Below are 20,872 nucleotides of genomic sequence, written 5' to 3'. Positions count from 1 at the left end.
CAAGATGAGCCGCCGGTATAGCGGGCATGATTGGCGCAACCGTACAGACAGGAGCTTCTCATGGCTTTGCTCAGCTTTCTCGGCGCCATCCAACAGGTCACCGGATCCTGCTACCTGATCGAAACCCATGAAGGCGTTCGCGTACTTCTCGACTGCGGCATGCGCCAAGGGCGGCGCGAAGAGGAAGCAGGCAACCGAGCGGGTTTCAGCTTCGATCCTCAAACCCTGGATGCCGTGGTGCTGTCGCACGCGCACATCGATCATAGCGGCTTGCTACCGAAGCTAGTGGCAGCAGGATTCAAAGGGCCAATCCATGTCACCGAAGCGACCGGCAAGCTGGTCGAGCTGATGCTGCTCGACTCTGCGAACATTCAGGAAAAGGACGCCGAGTGGGAAAACCGGTGGCGGGCGCGTTTGGGCAAGCCAGCCATCAAGCCCCTCTACACCCGGGTCGACACCGAACGCATGCTGGCGCAACGTCAGCCTCATGCCTATGGCGAAGCCTTCCAAGCAGCGCCCGGGGTTTCTGTGAACTTCTTCGATGCGGGGCACATCCTTGGGTCAGCCATCGTTCAGGTCGACGTTGAAGATTTCGGCTCCACCCGCCGCCTGGTCTTTTCCGGTGATCTTGGCAATGCCTGTTCACCACTGATGCACGCACCGACGCCTTTGAGCGAAGCCGACGTACTGCTGATGGAATCTACCTATGGCGATCGCGACCACCGTGATCATCAGGCCACCATCGAGGAGCTGGCCGAGATCCTTCAGCAGGCCCACCGCGACGGTGGAAACGTACTCATGCCGTCTTTCGCGGTCGGCCGCACGCAAGACTTGATCTATTACCTCGGCCTCCTCTACCACCAGGGCCGTGTACCTCAGCAAGTGGTCTTTCTGGACAGCCCGATGGCGATCGGCGCGAACGCGATTTACTCACTGTTCCAAGAGCAACTGGAGATACAGCCCGGCATAGCTGGCGACGACAACCGGCAGCGTATCGAAACATGGCTGCCGATATTCAAGGCGACGCCGACAGCCGAAGAGTCGATGGCCATCAACCGTTTCAAAAGTGGCGCGATCATTATCGCGGGCAGCGGCATGTGTAATGGCGGGCGCATTCTTCATCACTTCAAGCACAACCTCTGGCGTGAAGAATGCCACTTGATCATTCCCGGCTTCCAAGCGAGCGGCACACTCGGTCGCGCCATCGTCGATGGAGCCAAGACCGTCAAGCTGATGCACCAGCGCATAGCGGTGAAAGCTCAGGTTCATACCTTGGGTGGTTTCTCAGCGCATGCCGGACAATCACAGCTGATTGAATGGGCGAGCCAATTCAAGACGCGTCCGGAGCTCTATCTCGTGCATGGGGAGCTAGACAAGATGCATGCCTTGCAGGAGGCACTGCGTGATCGTCTCGACTGGCAAGCCAACATTCCGGAACCAGGCGACCGAATCGCCCTCTGATGACCGGCACAGCCGCAGCCCAACCCTGCGGCTCACCTAAAAGCTGCACGTATGATGATGGTCTTTTGCTCACTGAGCGTAGGGACCAGCATTAGCGCCTTCGCGCTGGGCTATTGTTAGGCATAGAACCATTGGCCCCAGTAAGCCGGATGTCAGGCGTCACCCAGGCCAAATTTCGGCGGTCTTTTGCACGCATGCGCACATGGGAGGCGCCGCCCCTGCATGGCGGCTGAGCAGCGCCGAAGCTTTCTCAAGGAGACCTCGTATGCCTTTCGAATCGGACGATTACCTGTCGCGGCATTTCAAAACCAGTGGCGCCGAACTGTCGAAGAAAATCGATGAACTGGTTGCCTTGGTAGTCCCATCCAGCAGCCAGAACCTGCTGCTGTATCGGGAAATGCTGGTCACCGTCATGCGCATGGCACAAGCCGATCGAAGCCGTTGGGATGCAAAGATTCTGCTTCAGACCATGCGCGAAATGGAGCATGCGTTCAGCCGCCTCGACCAGTTCAAGCGTCGCCGCAAGGTGACTGTTTTCGGCTCTGCACGCACCCCCGTCGAGCACCCGCTGTACGCACTTGCCCGGGAGCTCGGCGCGACGCTTGCACGCTACGAGTTGATGGTTATTACCGGGGCCGGTGGCGGCATTATGGCGGCTGCCCATGAAGGCGCAGGCATGGATAACAGCCTCGGCCTTAACATCACGCTGCCGTTTGAGCAGCATGCCAACCCGACGGTAGATGGCACCGACCACCTGCTGTCCTTTCACTTCTTCTTCGTGCGCAAGCTGTTCTTTATCAAGGAGGCGGATGCGTTGGTACTGTGTCCCGGTGGTTTCGGCACGCTGGACGAGACCCTGGAAGTGCTTACTCTGGTCCAGACGGGTAAGAGCCCGCTGGTGCCAATCGTCCTGCTGGATGAACCCGGCGGCACGTTCTGGAAAGATGCGCTGGACTTTATGCGTCGCCAGCTTGAGGGCAATCGTTACATTCTGCCGACCGACATGCGTTTAATGCGCCTCGTGGACAATGCCGAAGACGCTGCCGAAGAAATTGATCACTTCTACAGCAACTTCCACTCGAGCCGATGGTTGCAGGATCGCTTCGTCATGCGCATGAATCATGTGCTGAGCGATGCCGCGGTGACCTACATGAATGAACATTTCGCCGACCTCTGTCTCAAAGGTCGCTTCGAGCAGCAAGCGTGCTGTGAAATGGAGCTGGACGAGCCGGAACTGCAGCCTTTACCCAGGCTGAGCTTTGTTTTCAACGGCCGGGATCACGGCCGGCTACGGGAACTGACCGACTTCATCAATGCGAGGGAACACTGGGCGTCGCCATTGGGTGCCGAAGATTGAAGCGGTGCGAAAACAAGATTTGCAAACGGACGAGGCCGTAGTAAGGGAGAAACGCTATGTGAGTCCGGATCAGTCGAGCGAAGCGCCTCGCAGGAGGCGCCCGATCAAGTCCAGCGGATAGCCACGGTAGCTGAGAAACCGGCCCTGACGAGCCCTTTCCCGCTGATCGCCCGGCAACTCACCGAACTTTCGCAACCACACTTCATGCAGTTGCGCATTCCAATCGAAGCCACTGTCGCGTAATGCCTGCTCGATATCCTCTCGAGCCAGCCCTCGCTGGGTCAGCTCTTCACGTATGCGCAATGGACCGTACCCGGCGTTGGCTCGCATGCGCACGAAACTCTCCAGATAACGAGCTTCGCTAAGCAATCCCTCATCGGCCAACCTTTCCAGCGCAGGCTCGATGAGTTCAGCTGGCGCACCGCGTAAGCGCAATTTGCGACTCAGCTCGATGCGCCCATGCTCACGCCGGGCCAGTAGATCCATGGCTGCCCGCCGCACAGCGGCGGGGCTGTCGAGCACGACCGGCATACCGATTAGGCGTCGGCTTCGACCAGATTTTCGCCGACCGGATTGGCCTTGGTATCAGGCGCAACCACTAGCAACTTGTCGCGAATCTGCTGTTCGATCTCGCGACCGATCTCCACGTTCTCTTCAAGGAACTTGGCCGCATTAGCCTTGCCTTGACCGATCTTGTTGCCCTTGTAGGCATACCAGGCGCCGGACTTCTCGACCAGACCCTGCTGCACGCCAAGGTCAATGACCTCGCCATTGCGGTAGATGCCCTTGCCATAAAGGATCTGGAACTCAGCCTGACGGAACGGTGGCGCCACCTTGTTCTTGACCACCTTGACCCGCGTTTCGCTACCAACCACTTCGTCCCCTTCTTTCACCGCGCCAGTACGACGGATGTCGAGACGAACCGAAGCGTAGAACTTCAGCGCGTTACCGCCGGTGGTGGTTTCCGGGCTGCCGAACATCACGCCGATCTTCATGCGGATCTGGTTGATGAAGATAACCAGGCAATTGGCGTTCTTGATGTTACCGGTGATCTTGCGCAGCGCCTGAGACATCAGACGTGCTTGCAGGCCGACATGGGTATCGCCCATCTCGCCTTCGATTTCGGCCTTGGGCACCAGCGCGGCCACGGAGTCGACGATGATTACGTCGACCGCATTGGAGCGCACCAGCATGTCGGTGATTTCCAGAGCTTGCTCACCGGTATCCGGCTGGGAAACCAGCAGGTCGTCGACATTGACGCCGAGCTTGCCAGCGTAATCGGGATCCAGCGCGTGTTCGGCGTCGACGAAGGCGCAAGTGGCGCCCATCTTTTGTGCTTCCGCGATAACGGACAGGGTCAGAGTGGTCTTACCCGAAGATTCCGGGCCGTAGATTTCAACGATTCGCCCTCTAGGCAATCCGCCAATGCCAAGCGCGATGTCCAGGCCCAGCGAACCGGTGGAAATAGAGGGAATAGCCTGGCGATCATGGTCGCCCATCCGCATGACCGCGCCTTTACCGAACTGCTTTTCGATCTGGCCCAAGGCAGCAGCCAAGGCGCGCTTCTTGTTCTCGTCCATTACAATCCTCACTTGATCAAGAGGGCCAGAGGCCACAACAACTGTATAAGTAGACAGTATTAGAGCATAGGCAAAAACGAGCGCCTAGCCCTCAATCGGATTTTCTCCAGTCGCCAGGCGGATCAATCCGACGAGCGCCGCCTTCACACTCTGTTCACGAACGGCCTGCCGGTCGCCGTCGAACAGAAAACGCCTTGAGTACCGTTCATCGTCGCAGGCCCAGGCCAGCCACACCGTACCGACCGGCTTTTCTGGCGAACCGCCGCCCGGCCCCGCTACGCCGCTGACAGCCACAGCGTAGCGCGCCCCGCTGGCAGCCTGGGCCCCGCGGGTCATCGCTTCGACGACTTCACGGCTCACTGCACCCACTTCGGAAAATAGATGTTCCGGCACGCGCAGCTGAGAGGTTTTCTGACGGTTGGAATAGGTGACGAAGCCAGCCTCGAACCAGGCCGAGCTGCCGGCAACGCGGGTAATGGCCTCGGCAATACCTCCACCGGTGCAGGACTCGGCTGTGGTCACTTGCGCCGACTTTTGCTGGAGCGCATGGCCCAGCTGGGCCGCGAGTTCGGTCAAAGTGAACATGAAAGCTCCTGATGCCGATATCAAAGGCTACCTTAGCAGCGCACGTTCTGACGGTCAGCCACGCGATGCCAAACGCCCTCTGCTGTAAGCACTCACCGGACAGTCCAGTGGCGCTGCATTTCGAGAAACAGAAACGAGGCGGTCCATGTGATCAATACCAATCCCGTCAGTGCCTCGATGCCCGTCAGGAATCGAATGGCGCCGACGGGATGGATGTCGCCAAAGCCAACGGTCGTAAATGTCGTGAAAGAGAAATAGGCACAGTCCAGCAGGCTGCCGCTGAACTCACCAGCCAGCGTTCCCCAGCCGGGCGAGTGATGCATGAGATAGTAGGCAACGGCAAACACCCAGACCTCTACCGCATGTGCCGTCAACGCACCGAACACGCCAAACACGATTCCTACGCGATGATGGAAATGTGGGCTCGGCCTGCTTGCAGACAGCCGCGACAGAAACTCGTAGTGAACCGCCACGACCACCGCGACGACAATTACGTTGACCAGCGTAACGAGGAGCAAATTCGTCGATGCATTCGACGCCTGTTCTAATGCAGACATAGCAATCCCAAACATTCAAACCGATGCGTGGCATCTCAGGTATCAGCTCGGCAGGTTGCCCCATCGCACCTGGTACGGGCCATGATAACCTTCCCGGTTTATTTCATCCTGCGCACAGGGCCAGCAACGGCCGTTACCTAAACGGGACCCAGCCGTGTCTGCTCTGTTACCTGCACATCGCACCAAGTCGAGCTATATGTCACAAGACCTGTCCCATCACACGCCCATGATGCAGCAGTACTGGAAGCTCAAACGCGAGCATCCTGACCAGCTGATGTTCTACCGCATGGGCGACTTTTACGAGCTGTTCTACGACGACGCCAAGAAAGCCGCCAAGCTGCTGGACATCACCCTGACCGCGCGCGGTCAGTCCGGTGGTAACGCGATACCCATGGCGGGCATCCCGTTTCACTCCGCCGAGGGCTATCTCAGCCGCCTGGTGAAGCTTGGCGAGTCTGTAGTGATCTGCGAACAGATCGGCGACCCTGCGACCAGCAAGGGCCCGGTGGAGCGACAGGTGGTGCGAATCATCACCCCCGGCACGGTGAGTGATGAAGCTCTGCTCGACGAGCACCGAGATAATCTCCTGGCAGCGGTGGTGGGCGACGAGAAGCTGTTCGGCCTGTCAGTGCTGGACATCACCAGCGGCCGATTCAGCGTGCAGGAGTTTGGCGGCTGGGAAACGCTACTGGCTGAGGTAGAACGCCTGAACCCAGCTGAACTGATGATCCCGGACGACTGGCCTACCCAGTTGCCAGTCGAGAAGCGCCGCGGCGTACGCCGGCGAGCGCCTTGGGATTTCGACCGCGACAGTGGCTTCAAAGGCCTCTGCCAACAGTTTGGGACTCAGGATCTGAAAGGCTTTGGGTGCGAGCGGTTGACGCTCGCTATCGGCGCCGCCGGCTGCCTCCTGACCTATGCCAAGGAAACCCAGCGTACCGCTTTGCATCATCTGCGCAGCCTTCGACACGAGCGTCTCGACGAGACGGTCATCCTTGACGGCGCGACCCGGCGCAATCTGGAACTGGACATTAATCTCGGCGGTGGGCGCGAGAATACCTTGCAATCAGTAGTCGATCGCTGCCAGACCGCCATGGGTAGCCGCCTGCTCAGCCGCTGGCTCAATCGCCCGTTGCGTGATCGAAGCACGCTCGAGGCCCGCCAGGACTCAATCACCTGCCTGCTCGAGCATTATCGCTTCGAACAGATCCAGCCACAGCTGAAAGAGATCGGTGATCTCGAGCGCATCCTCGCGCGAATCGGCTTGCGCAACGCTCGGCCGCGCGATCTTGCGCGCCTGCGTGACGCGCTCGCAGCTCTGCCGCAGCTTCAGGAGGGCATGACGGAACTGGTCGCCCCTCATCTGACCGAGCTGGCGACCACCATCCGGACCTACCCCGAGCTCGCTGCGTTGTTGGCAAAGGCCATCATCGATAACCCGCCGGCAGTGATCCGCGAAGGCGGCGTGTTGAAGACTGGCTATGACGCTGAACTGGACGAACTGCAATCGCTGTCGGAGACCGCCGGCCAGTACCTGATGGATCTGGAAACTCGTGAGAAAGCCCGCACCGGGCTGGCCAACCTCAAGGTCGGCTACAACCGGGTGCATGGCTATTTCATCGAGCTGCCCAGCAAACAGGCGGAATCTGCGCCGGCTGACTACATCCGCAGGCAAACGCTGAAGGGCGCCGAGCGTTTCATCACGCCGGAGCTCAAAGAGTTCGAAGACAAGGCGCTGTCTGCCAAGAGCCGAGCACTGGCGCGCGAAAAGCTGCTCTATGAAGAACTGCTGGAGTTGCTCATCGGTCATCTTGCACCCCTGCAGGATAGCGCCGCGGCACTGGCCGAACTCGACGTGCTCAGCAACCTGGCCGAACGTGCCCTGACGCTCGACCTCAACCGCCCGCGTTTCGTCGAGCATCCCTGCCTGCAGATCGAACAGGGCCGTCATCCTGTGGTTGAACAGGTGTTGCAGACGCCCTTCGTCGCCAACGACCTCAACCTTGATGACGAAACCCGCATGCTGGTGATCACCGGCCCGAACATGGGCGGTAAGTCAACTTACATGCGCCAAACGGCGCTGATCGTACTGCTGGCGCAAATCGGCAGTTTCGTGCCAGCCAAAGCCTGCGAACTGTCTCTGGTCGATCGCATCTTTACCCGCATCGGCTCGTCAGATGATCTGGCCGGCGGCCGCTCGACCTTCATGGTCGAAATGAGCGAGACGGCCAACATCCTGCATAACGCCAGCGACCGCAGCCTGGTGCTGATGGACGAAGTCGGGCGCGGCACCAGTACCTTCGATGGCTTGTCACTGGCCTGGGCAGCGGCCGAACACCTGGCCAAGCTGCGCGCCTATACCCTTTTCGCGACGCACTACTTCGAACTCACCGTGCTGCCGGAAAGCCAGCCGGTGGTGGCCAACGTGCACCTGTCGGCCACCGAGCACAACGAACGCATCGTCTTCCTTCACCATGTCTTGCCGGGACCGGCGAGCCAGAGTTATGGCTTGGCCGTGGCACAGTTAGCCGGTGTGCCTGGCGAAGTGATCCAGCGCGCACGCGACCATCTGTCGCGGCTGGAAACCACCAGCCTGCCCCACGAAACGCCCAAGATAACCCCCGGCCAGCCTGCGCCACCTCAGCAGAGCGACCTGTTTGCAAGCCTGCCACACCCGGTAGTCGAAGAATTGAGTCGGATCAATCCCGATGATATGAGCCCGCGCCAGGCGCTGGACCTGCTATACAACCTGAAAGCGCGTGTCTGACGGCTGCAAAAAAGCTGCTAGAATCGCGCGCATTTTTTGGATATAGGCGGCATTTGCCTGATGCCGTCATAGTCCTGCCGAACGGGGGCGTCATTGCAACGCCACCTGACACGCCCGAGGAGATAGCTAGAAATGACCTTCGTCGTCACCGACAACTGCATCAAGTGCAAATACACCGACTGTGTGGAAGTCTGTCCGGTGGACTGCTTCTACGAAGGCCCGAACTTCCTGGTCATTCATCCGGACGAGTGCATTGACTGCGCGCTCTGCGAGCCGGAGTGCCCTGCCCAGGCGATCTTCTCCGAAGATGAAGTGCCAGATGATCAGCAGGAGTACATCCAGCTGAACGCCGACCTGGCGGAAGTCTGGCCGAACATCACAGAGAAAAAGGACTCGCTGCCCGATGCTGAAGAGTGGGACGGCGTAAAGGACAAGCTGCAGCACCTGGAGCGCTAAGCGCCAGAAACAAAAAAAGCCCGCACGATGCGGGCTTTTTTCATGTCACAGCAGTCAGGCGCGATCAACGCCCTTCTTCACAGTGTCTTTGGCTTCGCCCTTGACTTGCTGAGCGTCGCCTTTGACTTCCTGACGCTGGCCTTCGCCTTTCATGCGCTCGTTATCAGTAGCCTCGCCCAGACCCTGTTTGGCCTTGCCCGCGGCTTCGTTGAGGTTGCCTTTCATTTTGTCTCCAGTACTGCTCATGGCACATTCCTCTCTGCTTGGGTACGTTCAGTTGACAGAACCGCTTCGCCAATAGTTTCGTTTTCCCGAGGAACGGTTCATCAAGCCGTTCAAACATTGCGCGCTTTGGCCAGGCGATCGAACAATGGCCGACCGGCAAGATGCAGAAACAGCGGCGCGCCAGCGATCAAATAGAAGTAGTAGGTCACGAAGCGCCAGATCAGAATGGCCGCCGCGGCCGTGGACTTCCCCACCAACGGCGCAAGCAAGGCCGCGGAGGCCAGTTCGGCACTGCCCGCACCGCCCGGTAGCAGGCTCAGCTGACCGGCCGTCAAGGCCAGCATCTGCAGGATAAAGGTCCAAGCCCAGGCAAGCGGTTTACCCAGGCCCAGCAAGGTCAGGTACAGCACGCTATAGCGCAGCATCCAGTGCAACGTGGTCAGGACGAACACTCCCAGCAGGATCGTCCGCGGCAACCTGAAACACTCAAGCAAGGCGTTGCGAAAACTCAGCACTTTTCTGGCCCAGCTACGCTGGCGCGTGCCCTTCACACCCAGGCGACCGATCAGCCAGCCGTTGATCAGAAATACCTGGCGGTGAAAGCGGCCAAGCAAGGCAAGTAGCACCATCAGGCCGATCAGCAGTGCCGCACTGAAGCCAAGCAGGCTGGCGATATAGGTGTTTAACGAATGGGTGACCGCATAGATGAGCACACCCACCAGCGCACAGGCGAAAAACAGCAGGTCGGTAAGCTGCTCGACCGCATAGGTTGCGGTGCCCTTGGCAGGCGGCACACCATGGCGCAGCAGCAGCGCCATCATCGTCAGAGGGCCACCCGCACCGCCGGGCGTGGCACAGATGGCGAATTCCGTGGCGATCACGATGCTCACCGCACGGTGCTGCCCCAGCCGGCGGGGGCCTATAAGCAATCGCAGCCGTAGCGCATTCAGATACCAACCGACGACGATCATGCCCAGCATCGTTAGCAGCAACCCAAGGGGAAAGCTCCGTAATCGCTCGAGCAAGTCGCTGCCGCCCAGCAGGATTGGTACCAGGGCGGCCATCAGCAAGGCGCCAGCCAGCAACCACCAACGCCGACTCATGCCGCAGCGCTCGAAGCCAATACGTGGCGATCAAGCCAATCTATCTTCGTCACCGGTTCGCGCCCGTCCGCCAACAGCCGAGTCAACAGATCCAGCCAGTATTGACGCGAGAACTCATGGCGCATGTCCACCGGGTGCAACCCGAGCCGCAACACCGGCGACCGCTGGTACCGCTGGAGCATTCGCTCGCTGAGCAGCCGTGACATACCGCGGCGCCATGCACTTCGAGCACTCCAGACCAGGCCGGGCGCGTCTATGGCTTGGTAGTCGGGCAGTAAGTAAAAGTGGCCCGGGTCGCTGGTATAAGTCAGCCCAGTCGCTGCCAACGCTTCTCGGGCTCCTGGCCCCAAAAGCCAGGCAGGCGACACGAAACCGTGCAGCGGCCACTGATTGCGTTCGAACAGCGCGATGCCACGCCGTAGACGTCTGGCTGACTCTTCGCGGCTCAGCGGGTAGAACTCGCCTTCGTGGGTAAAGACGCGGCGCATGAACCAGTCACGTGGCGTGCGTGGCGAAGGCGCTTCATCTGCGTGGTAGCAACCGTGCAGGATCAACTCATCGCCACGAGCGAGCCGCCCATCCAGCAAACGTCGAAAATCGGCGTGATCCTCAAGCCGGTTGCGTCGATGGAAATCCGGCACCACAAGCCATGAGATCGGTATTTGGCCCAGTGCGTCGACCGCTTCGACAAAAGGCCGGTAGTCCGGCCATGTCTCTGGCGCCACGTCATGCAGCACCAGCATCAGGCTGCGCTCAGCCATGCACGGCGACCGGCAATTCCGCCGTGCCCAATACCGCGTGATAGTGCGCCAACAAGCCGGCGACCACCGCATCCCATGCATGGTGCGCCTCGACATGCTGACGGGCTTGCATGCCGAGCAATCGCGGATCGTCCTCGAACAACTCTCGTACGGTCTGCGCCATCGCAGCGGCGTCCAACGGGCGGCATAGCCGACCTGTATGGAACGGCACCAGTTCAGGCAATGCGCCGGCGCGTGCCGCGATAACGGGTATCCCACTGGCCATGGCTTCGAGCGCTACCAGGCCGAACGTCTCCTGATTACCGGCGTGCAGCAGGACGTCGCTGCTGGCCATGTAGCGCGCCACCTCCGCGGCAGGGCAAAACCGGTCAATCACCGATACGTTGGATGGCACCCGATGAGGCATGCCCGACCCTACCAGCAGCAGATGATAGGGCTCCCCCAACCGCCGCGCGGTTTCCAACAGTACGTCCAGGTTCTTTTCGCGCGATCCTCGGCCGGCAAAAATCATCAGTCGTGCATCGTCGGCGAGACCCAGCTCCCGGCGAACTTGCGGGTCACGCAGGCTTGGCCGAAAGGTATCCAGATCAACGCCCAACGGCTGCACATAGACGTTGTCGACGCCCAGTGAAACCAGCTTTTCCGCCATCACTCGGCTTGGCGCCAGCACACGGTCGAAGCTGCTGTAAAGCCTCGACACATAGCCGTTCATGTTGGTGCCCAACCATCCACCGATACGGTTGCTCACCAACAGTGGAAGGTCTGAGTGATAAAAGCCGATTACCGGCACGTCGAGCCTGCGGCCAGCATCCAGCGCCGCCCAGGCAGTCATATAAGGATCCCCAACCTCGATCACGTCGGGACGCAGCGAACGCAGCTGATTACGCCAGGGCGCGCGTCTTACTGGAAATCGGTAGCCTTTGCCGAAAGGGAGTGCGGGCGCTGGTATCTGATAGATGCCTGCGTTGTGGCTATAGCTCTCACCTGGGACCAGGATGCTATGGCGAACGCCCGCATAGAGCTGCAGCCGGCGGTGTTTAGCCTCGAGATAAGTACGCACCCCGCCACTGGCGGGTGCGTAGAACATGGTCATGTCGGCGATGTGCAAAGTGGAGCGTCTCCGTTAGGTCTCGATGCAGAGCCTTCGGAGCCCGGCCAGCTAGCTGTGATCAGCCGTCTGTTGTTGAGGCCACAACCGGGCCATTTGCCCGAAAGATTCTGCAATGAAATCAATGGACCACCGACCTAAGCGGTTGTTCGCAGACGCATCCGCGTTACTTCGGCGCGCTAGCCGTTGACTCGCTTGTCGCCCTCAGCCTTACCCTCTGCCGAGGCGTGTTCGATTACGGCATTCATCTCGGCACCGAAGAGCAGGACTGCCGCCGAAATATAGAAGTACAGCAGAAGAACGATGACCGCCCCGATGCTTCCGTAAGTCGCGTCGTAGTTTCCAAAGTTCTGTACATACAAGCCGAAGGCGATGGAGGCGGCAATCCAGACGATCACAGCAAGCACCGAGCCTGGGGTGATGAAGCGGAACTCCTGTTCGACATCGGGCGTGACGTAATAGATCACCGCCAGCACCAGCATCATCAGCACCACCACGACCGGCCAGCGCAGCCAGGTCCAGAGGGTGACTACGATGTCCTTCAGGCCAACCTGATCGGCCAACCACTCGATGACTTGTGGGCCGACAATCATCAGTGCCGCGGTAGCCAGGAGAATCAGCGCCAGGCCAATGGTGTATACGACCGAGAGGAGGATCAGCTTCCAGGTTGGCCGCCCTTCTTCGACGTCGTAGGCCCTGTTCATCGCGTTCATCAACGAGCGCACCCCGATCGAGGCCGACCACAACGCCACGAGAATACCGAAGGAAAGGAAGCCACCTTTTTTCTCCTGCATCTCGTCAATGACAGGATTGACCAGGCTCAGGGCGTCGGGTGGCAACACCAGCGAAACCTGCTCACGGAGCCAGGTGAAAAATTCTTGCAGATCTAGCAGACCAAGCAGCGAAATCAGAAACAGCAGAAAGGGAAACAACGAGAAGATGGCCCGGTAGGCCAATGCCGACGCGTAGGTAGTCATGTCGTCATTGCTGAACTCCTTGAAGGTGCGTTTCAGCAGCTCGAAGCCACCTACACCACGCAAATCCAGCATCGCCATTCCCCTTATCGCTCGTCGTTAAAAGCCAAAGCCGTCAAAAATGGGACGGCCCTGCTTTGTAAGAGTTCGCCAAAGAACGCCAGCGCCTGCCGCCCCTCTCCCGACGACCAGGAATTAAGCCAGGCAGTAAGGACGATGGAGGAACTTTCCGCCTCGACAGCGCTCTTGATGGAGTTGCCAATTTAGCGGTCGCTGACTGGGAACGCCTGCATCATCGTCGTTCTGCGAACCGCTCTTGAGTGGATTCGCGTTGAGCGGCAGAGCAACCCGGACGCCAACATGGCTTGTCGCAATTCGTGACAGCAGGAGCAGTAAATGAAATCGGCCTACGCCACGGACGCACCCCAGCCAGGAATGAAAGCCGACCTCGTCAAATACGCCAGGCTCATCGTTACCAAAGGCAGCGGCGCGGGTGCTACGCTCGGCCTGAACGTCCTATTGGCGCGCCTGTTGGTGCCAGAGCTTGCCGGGACCGTGTTCTTTTGCGTAGCCCTCGGCATATTCCTGTCATTGCTGGCGCGGCTGGGCCTCGACATCGCCTGCCTGAAGAACATCTCTTCCCTGCACGAAGGCCAACAGCGAAGCTACTTCGACCGTGCGCTGATGCTTGCCGCGCTGATGAACATTCCCGCGTTCCTGATCGGCCTGGCAGTGGTGTATTTCTCCGAGACCACACAAGCCTATTTCGCGCATGCGGTGGTTCTTTTCGCTGTTACCGCGCTCGGCCTGTCGCTGCTGAGCATCGCCAGCGAAACCTTGAAGGCCAAGCACAAGACCAGCGAAGGCCTGTTCTGGCAAACGGCCTTCCAGCCTGCGCTAACGCTTCTGCTGGTGGCTATCACGGGTAGCGATCTGACAACCGTTGTAGGCTGCTTTGTGCTCAGCTTCGCACTGGCGATCCTCGGTTCAGTCTGGCGCGCCCGCCGCAGCCTGCCCCGCTCAGGATCGGAAGCGGTGCTGGGCTGGCGAGAGATGCTCATCCTCTGTGTACCGCTGATGCTGATTGCGGTGATGAACAGCATCATCGAGCTGTCCGACACGCTATTGCTCGGCGTGCTGCGCTCGGCCAGCGAAGTCAGCATCTATTACATCGCCGCCAAGATCGCAGCGCTCTCGACCACGCTGCTGTTCATCATCAACGGCACCATCGCCCCGGACATCTCCAAACGCTGGGCGCAGAACGACCGCGCTGGTGCGTTCGCTATTGTCCGCAAGTATTCGCGCTTCATGCTTGCGCTGGCGCTGATGATCCTGCTCGCCATCGGCCTGCTACGCGAGTACATCCTTGCCGTGTTCGGCCCCGAGTACCGCGAGCAAGGCGTCTATCCATTGCTGGTCCTTGCCATCGGGTATTTCTTTGTCCTGGCCGCAGGCCCGCTGGGCATCTTCATGACCATGACTGGCAATCACCGTCGTTACTTGCACAACAACATCGCGGCCTGCGTGATCAACGTCGCGCTAAACCTGATCCTCATTCCGCGCTACGGCGTCAACGGCGCCTGCTTTGCCACAGCCGTAGCGCTGGCGATCAAAAACACCCTGCTCTACGTGCAGTTCAAGAACATCGAAAGGAGTCCGACGCCATGACTGACCGGGTAAACGTAATCGCTTACGGAGCCTATGACCGGCACAACTATGGCGATCTGCTCTTTGCAATCGTCCTCAAGCGTTACCTGGAAGCGGATGGTCGCTTTTCCGTGATAGTCGCCGCGACCAAGAAGTCCAATCTTTCACGGTACGGGGCGCTTCCCACCGTTCCGTTGAAAAAAGCGCTGGATGCCACCCGTCAGCAGCCCAAAACGATGCTCATCGTGGCCGGCGGCGAGTGCCTTACGGCGCAGTGGGAAAGCATCATCGGCTACCTCGCACCGCAGGCGATCTATTACCCGATCAAGGCGAGCCCCTATCTGATCGGCCATAAGGCGTTCATCCGCCTGAGTCGAATGTTCACTTCGATTCCGTCGGACATCCCGCTCGTCCTTGGCGAACGCGACCTGCCCGGCTACAAGGTGATGTACAACAGCGTCGGTGGAAACGAGATCAGCCGCAAGAAGCCGCTGATCCATGATGCCATCAAGCGCAACCTCAAAGACTGCACCTATGTGTCGGTACGTGACCGGGAAACTTCGGCTGAGCTGGACAAGCTCGGAGTCGAACACAACCTGGTGCCGGATAGCGCAATCCTGATATCCGATATCTTCCCGCAGCAGGTCGATCCCGCCGAGCCCGGCCATATCGTCTTCCATATCTCCGATCACCACGCCAAGCGCCGCATCGAGGCGATCGCTCAGCAACTGACCGAACTCAACGTCAATACCGGGCTGAAGATCGCGCTGCTCACCATCGGCAAGGCGCCTGGGCACTCGGATGACGAACCGCTCGACAAGCTGCACAGCCTGCTCGGTGACGAGCGCGCCTACCGTGTAGACAGTGGCAACATCGAAGACATCATTCGCTGCATCGCCACCAGCAAGCTCTATTGCGGTACCAGCCTGCACGGCGCGATCACCGCGCTTGCATACGCCGTTCCGCAAATAGCATTGCTCCCGCAGCGCGTAATCAAGCTCTCGAGCTTTCTTGAAACCTGGGTTCCCAAGCAGTCGTGCGGCTTTGCAGAGGTCCCGCAGATCAGCCAGATCGGCACCAACCTGATCAACGTATTCGGCGACAGCCAGCGGGCCGAGCTGCGCGCGGTGGTCGAAGCCATGAAAGGCCGCGTGCGGGCTAACCTCGACCATATGGTCGAGCTCTACGACGCGGCCCCTGCGCGCGGTGAGAAAACCCGCAACGAACAGCACAAGCCGGAAGCCGTAGCCGCGAACTGAATCAGCAGCCGCGCTGCACCACGAAAGAGCCCGCAACTATGCGGGCATTTTTGTCCATCAGCCTTCGCTCGGCCGACAAACTAGCGAACCGAAGTCATCGCATTGGCTCGAGCCGTGTGGAGCTTCCGGTAGCTGTCAACGAGCCGCTGGTGGCGATCAAGCCCTTCGAGTTTGGTGCTGGTAGGCGTCAAGCCGAAGAAGCGCACGCTACCGTCCAACGACCCGATCACCGCATCCATCCGAGCATCGCCAAACATCCGGCGGAAGTTGACCTCGTAATCATCAAGTTGCAGCTCCTCGTCCAGCTCCACCTCCAACACGACATTTAACGCCTGGTAGAACAAGCCGCGCTCGACGGTGTTGTCGTTGAACTGCAGAAAGGCCTCAACCAGCTCTTTGGCTTCCTCGAATCGCTGCAGGGCGAGATAGATCAACAGCTTCAACTCAAGAATGGTGAGCTGCCCCCAAGCGGTGTTGTCGTCGAACTCAATCCCGATCAATGTCGTGATGTCGGTGTAGTCATCCAGTTCGCTTTCTTCCAGCCGCTCGACAAGTGCTTGCAAACCGGCATCGTCCAGGCTGTGCAGACTCAGGATATCCGCACGGAACAGTAGCGCTTTGTTGGTGTTGTCCCAGATCAGATCCTCCACCGGGTAGATCTCGGAATAGCCGGGCACAAGGATGCGGCAAGCCGTTGCGCCCAGGTCCTCGTAGATCGCCATATAGGCTTCCTTCCCCATCTCTTCGAGGATGCCGAACAAGGTTGCGGCCTCCTGGGCATTGGCGTCGTCGCCATCGGCCGTGAAATCCCATTCAACGAAATCGAAGTCTGCTTTGGAGCTGAAGAAGCGCCACGACACCACACCGCTCGAATCGATGAAATGTTCCACGAAGTTGTTCGGCTCGGTCACTGCATTGCTTTCGAAGGTCGGCTGAGGCAGATCGTTGAGCCCTTCGAAACTGCGTCCTTGCAGCAACTCCGTGAGGCTGCGCTCCAGCGCAACTTCGAAGCTCGGATGAGCGCCGAATGAGGCAAATACGCCACCGGTTCGAGGGTTCATCAAGGTGACGCACATCACCGGGAACTGCCCGCCCAGCGAGGCATCTTTGACCAGCACCGGGAAGCCTTGCTCTTCCAGCCCCTTGATGCCCGCTACGATGCCGGGGAATTTTGCCAACACGTTCTGGGGAACATCCGGCAGCGCAATTTCTCCTTCGAGGATTTCCCGTTTAACGGCTCGCTCGAAAATTTCTGATAGGCATTGCACCTGAGCTTCGGCCAGCGTATTGCCGGCGCTCATGCCATTGCTGAGAAACAGATTTTCGATCAGGTTGGATGGGAAATACACCTCCTCCCCGTCCGATTGCCGGATATAAGGCAAGGCGCAGATGCCTCGCTTTACATTGCCAGAGTTGGTGTCGTACAAATGCGAGCCGCGCAAATCTCCGTCGGGGTTATATATTTCCAGGCAGTACTCATCGAGTATTTCCGCTGGCAACGCATCCTTACGGCCAGGCTTGAACCAACGCTCGTTCGGATAATGAACGAAGGCGGCATTGGCAATATCTTCTCCCCAGAACTGATCGTTGTAGAAGAAATTACAATTGATTCGCTCGATAAATTCGCCTAGCGCCGACGCTAAAGCACTTTCCTTAGTGGCGCCTTTCCCGTTGGTAAAACACATCGGCGAATGCGCATCGCGGATATGCAGCGACCAGACGTTCGGCACGATATTGCGCCACGAGGCGATTTCGATCTTCATGCCAAGATCGGCCAGGAGTCCGGACATATTGGCGATCGTCTGCTCCAAAGGCAGATCCTTACCTGCTATATAGGTGCGCGCCTCTGATTCTGTGCCGGGCAGAAGCAAGGCCTGCGCATCGGCGTCCAGGTTCTCGACCTCTTCAATGACGAACTCCGGCCCGGTTTGCACCACCTTCTTGACGGTGCAGCGCTCGATTGAACGCAAGATGCCCTGGCGGTCCTTATCGGAAATATCCGCAGGCAACTCAACCTGAATCTTGAATACCTGGTTGTAGCGATTCTCCGGATCGACAATGTTGTTCTGCGATAAGCGAATGTTTTCGGTAGGGATACTGCGCGTCTGGCAATACAACTTTACGAAGTACGCGGCACATAGCGCCGACGAAGCCAGGAAATAGTCGAAAGGCCCCGGTGCCGAACCATCACCCTTGTAACGAATCGGTTGATCGGCGACCACCGTGAAATCATCAAACTTGGCTTCGAGCCTGAGGTTGTCGAGAAAATTAACCTTGATTTCCATGCGGGATTACCAGAACGATACATTTGATCGCTATTATCCGGCTTCCAGGCTAGATGTCTTATTCTTTTGCGAGAAAGCAGTTCGCTATCAGGCACTCTTTCTGGCGGCTCAAACGTCGCTACGATGCATGGCGACGCTGCCTAACCGCCGGAAAATGAAAAGGCCCGCATCGCTGCGAGCCTTTGATTTCATTGGTGCCGGTGAGAGGAGTCGAACCCCCGACCTTCGCATTACGAATGCGCTGCTCTACCTACTGAGCTACACCGGCGCCGAGCGGCGCATTATCGAATTTCGCCGGTGCGGACTCAAGCCCGCACCGGCGAAACAGACGCTATCACCGACCTAAGTCGACTCGGCGTTTGCGCTGCGTTATATACCGGCTGACGTCGTACCGGTAGTACCGGTCGAGCCGGAGTTCGAGCGGTTGCTATCGCTGCTGTTGCTGACGTCCTGCTTGACGCGATTCGCCACTTCTTCACCTTTAGCGGAAGCTTTCTGATAGCCCTCTTCCGCTTTGTGTCGAAGTTGATCGGTCATGCGATCGCTGGCCTCACCGAGCATTTCGTCTTCACGACGGGACGGGGGGACCGATGCAGCAATCAAAGCGCCCAATGCGATACCGATCGCACCAAGAGCCAACGGCTGTTCCTGCAGCAGCTGGTTGAATCCGCCACGCGCCCGGCCTGCACCACCGCGAAGCCGCGCAGATGCCTGACGACTGGAGTCGCTTGCTCGACTGCGTGCACTGCCCAACGACTCGGAAACGCTCTGACCCATATGGCTGGCCTTTTCCTTCATGCTGGCACCTTGCTGCTTGATGCCAGCGGTTTTAGCGGACAGCTTGTCACCCATCGACGGGCCATTCGAGCCAGTACTGTAACCCGCTGTGGTGACGTTGGAGTGAGGCTGGCGATTCTGCCCAGCCATCATCCAGATCAGGCCGATCGAGGTAAGCACGGTCGGCACCGGATTGGCCTTTACCGTATTGCTAAGGTTACTGAAGAACTCGCCACCGCCGCCTTTGACGTAGCCCAGTGCGGTATCAATCAACTCACCGGGAGACAGCTTGTTCTCAAGCGCATGAACAATGTTGCCGATCTCGGTACGGGTCTGATCGATCTCACGCTCTAGCTCGTCCGGATCCTTTTGCGCTTCGGCATCAATCTGATTACGTGTGCTCATGATGTGTGCCCCTTCACAGCTTCTTTATCCTTGTTGACCGAATGAATGGTGCGCTCCGGCTTGAACGAAGAAGCCTGAAACTTCTTCTTGCCGGACGACACCATGATCAACCCGATAACCACTACGACAGCGCCGACGATCAGCGCGGCGAGCCAAGGCTCAACCACGTTGCTCAGCCCGTATACGGCCGACATCAGTAGAACGATGAATCCGCCGAGAAGCACTGCACCGCCGGTAGCGACGCTGCCAGCACCCGCTTTGGTCGCGCGGATCGACTCGGTCATTTCAGCCTTCGCCAGCGCCAACTCCTTGGTGATCAAGGACGGCACTTCGTGCGTTAGCTGACGAAGCAGTCCACCTACAGAGGTGTCGCTTTCGGCGCGGTGGCCAGGCTCTGCAGTCGTATTGGCTGTGGAGGTCGTGTTCGTTGTCTTACGTGCTTCACTCATGGGAAAAGTCCTCCGTCGGTACCCTTGCCGTCGCGGCTGGTAGTGGAACCCGTGCTGCTGGAGCCAGCGTTCGAACCAACACCCAACCCGTTGCTGGTATTGGCGCCAGTACGGGTGCCCGTCCCAGTGGAGCCTGTGCCAAGGCCTGTTCCGACGCCGGTAGCTGAGCCGGTACCTACAGAGGTTCCGGTGGTCGGCCTGGAAGTGCTGGTTGCAGACGAAACGCCTGCATTGCTAACACTACCGATAGAGCCCGGCTCACCTGTGCTGAGACGATCGTTTAGCTCATCTTGGTCGGAACTGTGATGGCTGCTGGAGCCACCGACCGCATGGCTGCTCTGATGGCCATAATCTTCTTGCGATGCGCGCTTGCTCGAAGCGCGGGCAAAACGGGTAAGGCCGAAGCCCAAAGCCACACTCCCGGTGAGGAACAGAGCGGGGTTGTTTCGTGCAAGACGATTCACGTCTTGGAGCAGCTCGTCCACGCTCTTGCCACGCAGACTATCGGAGAACTGCACCATGCTTTGCGCCATGTCAGAGACGTAGTTGGACAGCCCAAGGCGGTCTTGCCCTTCTAGCTCTTGAGCAGCAGCTTTAGCACTTTGGGCGACTTTCTCAATTTCATCAGCTGCGGTTTCCCGATAGCCTTCCAACTGAGATTTGCCCTGAGTTTTTACCTGATCGGCCGCTTGACGAGCTTTCGCCTTGGCATCTTCAGCGGCATGTCCGGCAGTGCTGGAGCCTGTGTTGGAGCTTTGATTTGAGGTATGGCTTCCACCCGACCCCATGTTCGAGCTCGTCGAGCTGGTGGCGTTAGAGCCTGTGGAGCTGGTTGTGGAATTGGGGCCGGTCTTAGGTTGGCCACCGTAACCAGTAATTTCTTCGTCGGGTGTAGTCATTTGATTCACCTTTTATATGGCTTGGCCGGAAGACCACGGTCCGTAGGGACACAGTAGGAGCGGTGAGCCGCGAACTGTGTATTTTCGGTGCGCACATATATGGTGACCGGGGGTAGATTTTTGAGTTCCATTCTTTTGGGACCATGAGAAGTGCCCTCCGCAAGCTAATGAAAACTAAACACGAAATGAACTTCGGCCACTTCGCCAAGTGGCACTT

The 20,872-nt window shown here is 58.7% G+C and carries 19 protein-coding genes and 1 tRNA gene; 6 read left to right on the top strand and 14 right to left on the bottom strand.

All coding sequences use genetic code 11. The features are described from left to right. Window positions 1–60: 60 nt before the first annotated feature. Complete coding sequence (locus ACIGHL_RS03945) at window positions 61–1,461, top strand: MBL fold metallo-hydrolase RNA specificity domain-containing protein (RefSeq protein WP_128119496.1); 1,401 nt, start codon at window positions 61–63, stop codon at window positions 1,459–1,461. A 265-nt stretch (window positions 1,462–1,726) separates the two neighbouring features. After that, window positions 1,727–2,818, top strand: coding sequence for an LOG family protein (locus ACIGHL_RS03940; protein WP_128119497.1), 1,092 nt, complete (start codon window positions 1,727–1,729; stop codon window positions 2,816–2,818). A gap of 69 nt (window positions 2,819–2,887) precedes the next feature. On the opposite strand, the gene recX is transcribed toward ACIGHL_RS03940, so the two are convergent. The 4 genes from recX to ACIGHL_RS03920 all read right to left on the bottom strand — a co-directional run bounded on the left by recX (window position 2,888) and on the right by ACIGHL_RS03920 (window position 5,501). Continuing rightward, on the bottom strand, window positions 2,888–3,349 hold the full coding sequence (gene recX / locus ACIGHL_RS03935) for a recombination regulator RecX (protein ID WP_127838732.1): 462 nt from the start codon (window positions 3,347–3,349) through the stop codon (window positions 2,888–2,890). Between the two features lie 5 nt (window positions 3,350–3,354). Beyond that, the gene (gene recA, locus ACIGHL_RS03930) at window positions 3,355–4,398 is read right to left on the bottom strand and encodes a recombinase RecA (RefSeq protein ID WP_045429071.1); all 1,044 of its coding nucleotides are present in this window, start codon (window positions 4,396–4,398) and stop codon (window positions 3,355–3,357) included. An 84-nt stretch (window positions 4,399–4,482) separates the two neighbouring features. Beyond that, window positions 4,483–4,983: a CinA family protein gene (locus ACIGHL_RS03925; RefSeq protein WP_128119498.1), complete on the bottom strand. Its 501-nt coding sequence runs from the start codon at window positions 4,981–4,983 to the stop codon at window positions 4,483–4,485. 92 nt (window positions 4,984–5,075) lie between these two features. After that, window positions 5,076–5,501 carry a potassium channel family protein gene (locus tag ACIGHL_RS03920; RefSeq protein WP_181689969.1) on the bottom strand — a complete coding sequence of 142 codons (426 nt, stop codon included), beginning with the start codon at window positions 5,499–5,501 and terminating at the stop codon, window positions 5,076–5,078. 235 nt (window positions 5,502–5,736) lie between these two features. On the opposite strand from ACIGHL_RS03920, the gene mutS reads away from it, so the two are divergent. Both mutS and fdxA read left to right on the top strand, forming a co-directional pair. After that, a complete protein-coding gene (gene mutS / locus ACIGHL_RS03915; RefSeq protein ID WP_128119583.1) occupies window positions 5,737–8,307 on the top strand; it encodes a DNA mismatch repair protein MutS in 2,571 nt (856 codons plus the stop codon). Between the two features lie 132 nt (window positions 8,308–8,439). Further along, a complete protein-coding gene (gene fdxA / locus ACIGHL_RS03910; RefSeq protein WP_019342347.1) occupies window positions 8,440–8,763 on the top strand; it encodes a ferredoxin FdxA in 324 nt (107 codons plus the stop codon). Between the two features lie 54 nt (window positions 8,764–8,817). Here the strand turns inward: fdxA and ACIGHL_RS03905 are convergent, their stop codons facing one another. From ACIGHL_RS03905 to ACIGHL_RS03885, 5 genes are all read right to left on the bottom strand, one after another. Continuing rightward, window positions 8,818–9,009, bottom strand: coding sequence for a CsbD family protein (locus tag ACIGHL_RS03905; protein WP_045429079.1), 192 nt, complete (start codon window positions 9,007–9,009; stop codon window positions 8,818–8,820). A gap of 89 nt (window positions 9,010–9,098) precedes the next feature. After that, the gene (gene gpgF, locus ACIGHL_RS03900) at window positions 9,099–10,091 is read right to left on the bottom strand and encodes a glucosaminyl phosphatidylglycerol flippase (protein WP_128119499.1); all 993 of its coding nucleotides are present in this window, start codon (window positions 10,089–10,091) and stop codon (window positions 9,099–9,101) included. Continuing rightward, the gene (gene gpgD, locus ACIGHL_RS03895; RefSeq protein WP_128119500.1) at window positions 10,088–10,852 is read right to left on the bottom strand and encodes an N-acetylglucosaminyl phosphatidylglycerol deacetylase; all 765 of its coding nucleotides are present in this window, start codon (window positions 10,850–10,852) and stop codon (window positions 10,088–10,090) included. Before gpgD ends, gpgF begins: the two co-directional genes overlap by 4 nt. Then, window positions 10,845–11,960 (bottom strand): N-acetylglucosaminyl phosphatidylglycerol synthase, encoded by a 1,116-nt coding sequence (gene gpgS / locus ACIGHL_RS03890; RefSeq protein ID WP_128119501.1) that lies wholly within the window; start codon window positions 11,958–11,960, stop codon window positions 10,845–10,847. The genes gpgD and gpgS overlap by 8 nt, the downstream gene beginning before the upstream one ends. Before the next feature lie 179 nt (window positions 11,961–12,139). After that, entirely contained in the window at window positions 12,140–13,015 is an 876-nt protein-coding gene (locus tag ACIGHL_RS03885; RefSeq protein WP_128119502.1) for a YihY/virulence factor BrkB family protein, read from the bottom strand. A gap of 315 nt (window positions 13,016–13,330) precedes the next feature. Here ACIGHL_RS03885 and ACIGHL_RS03880 point away from each other — a divergent pair, with 315 nt between their 5' ends. Together ACIGHL_RS03880 and ACIGHL_RS03875 are read left to right on the top strand one after the other, a co-directional pair. Beyond that, the gene (locus ACIGHL_RS03880; RefSeq protein WP_128119503.1) at window positions 13,331–14,602 is read left to right on the top strand and encodes an oligosaccharide flippase family protein; all 1,272 of its coding nucleotides are present in this window, start codon (window positions 13,331–13,333) and stop codon (window positions 14,600–14,602) included. After that, the gene (locus ACIGHL_RS03875; protein ID WP_128119504.1) at window positions 14,599–15,840 is read left to right on the top strand and encodes a polysaccharide pyruvyl transferase family protein; all 1,242 of its coding nucleotides are present in this window, start codon (window positions 14,599–14,601) and stop codon (window positions 15,838–15,840) included. Before ACIGHL_RS03880 ends, ACIGHL_RS03875 begins: the two co-directional genes overlap by 4 nt. 80 nt (window positions 15,841–15,920) lie before the next feature. On the opposite strand, the gene ACIGHL_RS03870 is transcribed toward ACIGHL_RS03875, so the two are convergent. The 5 genes from ACIGHL_RS03870 to ACIGHL_RS03850 form a co-directional block, all read right to left on the bottom strand. Further along, entirely contained in the window at window positions 15,921–18,125 is a 2,205-nt protein-coding gene (locus tag ACIGHL_RS03870) for an OsmC domain/YcaO domain-containing protein (protein WP_128119505.1), read from the bottom strand. Window positions 18,126–18,317: 192 nt separating this feature from the next. Next, window positions 18,318–18,393, bottom strand: a tRNA-Thr gene (locus ACIGHL_RS03865). Between the two features lie 101 nt (window positions 18,394–18,494). Next, a complete protein-coding gene (locus tag ACIGHL_RS03860) occupies window positions 18,495–19,307 on the bottom strand; it encodes a DUF3618 domain-containing protein (protein ID WP_128119506.1) in 813 nt (270 codons plus the stop codon). Further along, window positions 19,304–19,756, bottom strand: a complete 453-nt coding sequence (locus ACIGHL_RS03855) for a phage holin family protein (RefSeq protein ID WP_128119507.1) — start codon at window positions 19,754–19,756, stop codon at window positions 19,304–19,306. Before ACIGHL_RS03855 ends, ACIGHL_RS03860 begins: the two co-directional genes overlap by 4 nt. Further along, entirely contained in the window at window positions 19,753–20,655 is a 903-nt protein-coding gene (locus ACIGHL_RS03850; protein WP_128119508.1) for a hypothetical protein, read from the bottom strand. The genes ACIGHL_RS03855 and ACIGHL_RS03850 overlap by 4 nt, the downstream gene beginning before the upstream one ends. Window positions 20,656–20,872: the final 217 nt, after the last annotated feature.

Origin of the sequence: Pseudomonas sp. NPDC077451, assembly GCF_044543345.1 — a bacterium.
GTDB lineage: Bacteria > Pseudomonadota > Gammaproteobacteria > Pseudomonadales > Pseudomonadaceae > Stutzerimonas.
Note: the sequence above shows the minus strand (reverse complement) of the source record. Positions and strands in the feature narration are given on the sequence as shown.

Bases quoted from the DNA above. Each gene is read 5' to 3' on its own strand.
- mutS (WP_128119583.1), top strand. From the start codon at position 5,737: ATGTCACAAGACCTGTCCCATCACACGCCCATGATGCAGCAGTACTGG.
- gpgF (WP_128119499.1), bottom strand. From the start codon at position 10,091: ATGAGTCGGCGTTGGTGGTTGCTGGCTGGCGCCTTGCTGATGGCCGCC.
- ACIGHL_RS03940 (WP_128119497.1), top strand. From the start codon at position 1,727: ATGCCTTTCGAATCGGACGATTACCTGTCGCGGCATTTCAAAACCAGT.
- ACIGHL_RS03880 (WP_128119503.1), top strand. From the start codon at position 13,331: ATGAAATCGGCCTACGCCACGGACGCACCCCAGCCAGGAATGAAAGCC.
- ACIGHL_RS03945 (WP_128119496.1), top strand. From the start codon at position 61: ATGGCTTTGCTCAGCTTTCTCGGCGCCATCCAACAGGTCACCGGATCC.
- ACIGHL_RS03860 (WP_128119506.1), bottom strand. From the start codon at position 19,307: ATGAGCACACGTAATCAGATTGATGCCGAAGCGCAAAAGGATCCGGAC.
- ACIGHL_RS03855 (WP_128119507.1), bottom strand. From the start codon at position 19,756: ATGAGTGAAGCACGTAAGACAACGAACACGACCTCCACAGCCAATACG.
- recA (WP_045429071.1), bottom strand. From the start codon at position 4,398: ATGGACGAGAACAAGAAGCGCGCCTTGGCTGCTGCCTTGGGCCAGATC.
- ACIGHL_RS03870 (WP_128119505.1), bottom strand. From the start codon at position 18,125: ATGGAAATCAAGGTTAATTTTCTCGACAACCTCAGGCTCGAAGCCAAG.
- recX (WP_127838732.1), bottom strand. From the start codon at position 3,349: ATGCCGGTCGTGCTCGACAGCCCCGCCGCTGTGCGGCGGGCAGCCATG.
- ACIGHL_RS03925 (WP_128119498.1), bottom strand. From the start codon at position 4,983: ATGTTCACTTTGACCGAACTCGCGGCCCAGCTGGGCCATGCGCTCCAG.
- gpgD (WP_128119500.1), bottom strand. From the start codon at position 10,852: ATGGCTGAGCGCAGCCTGATGCTGGTGCTGCATGACGTGGCGCCAGAG.
- ACIGHL_RS03875 (WP_128119504.1), top strand. From the start codon at position 14,599: ATGACTGACCGGGTAAACGTAATCGCTTACGGAGCCTATGACCGGCAC.
- fdxA (WP_019342347.1), top strand. From the start codon at position 8,440: ATGACCTTCGTCGTCACCGACAACTGCATCAAGTGCAAATACACCGAC.
- ACIGHL_RS03850 (WP_128119508.1), bottom strand. From the start codon at position 20,655: ATGACTACACCCGACGAAGAAATTACTGGTTACGGTGGCCAACCTAAG.
- ACIGHL_RS03885 (WP_128119502.1), bottom strand. From the start codon at position 13,015: ATGGCGATGCTGGATTTGCGTGGTGTAGGTGGCTTCGAGCTGCTGAAA.
- ACIGHL_RS03905 (WP_045429079.1), bottom strand. From the start codon at position 9,009: ATGAGCAGTACTGGAGACAAAATGAAAGGCAACCTCAACGAAGCCGCG.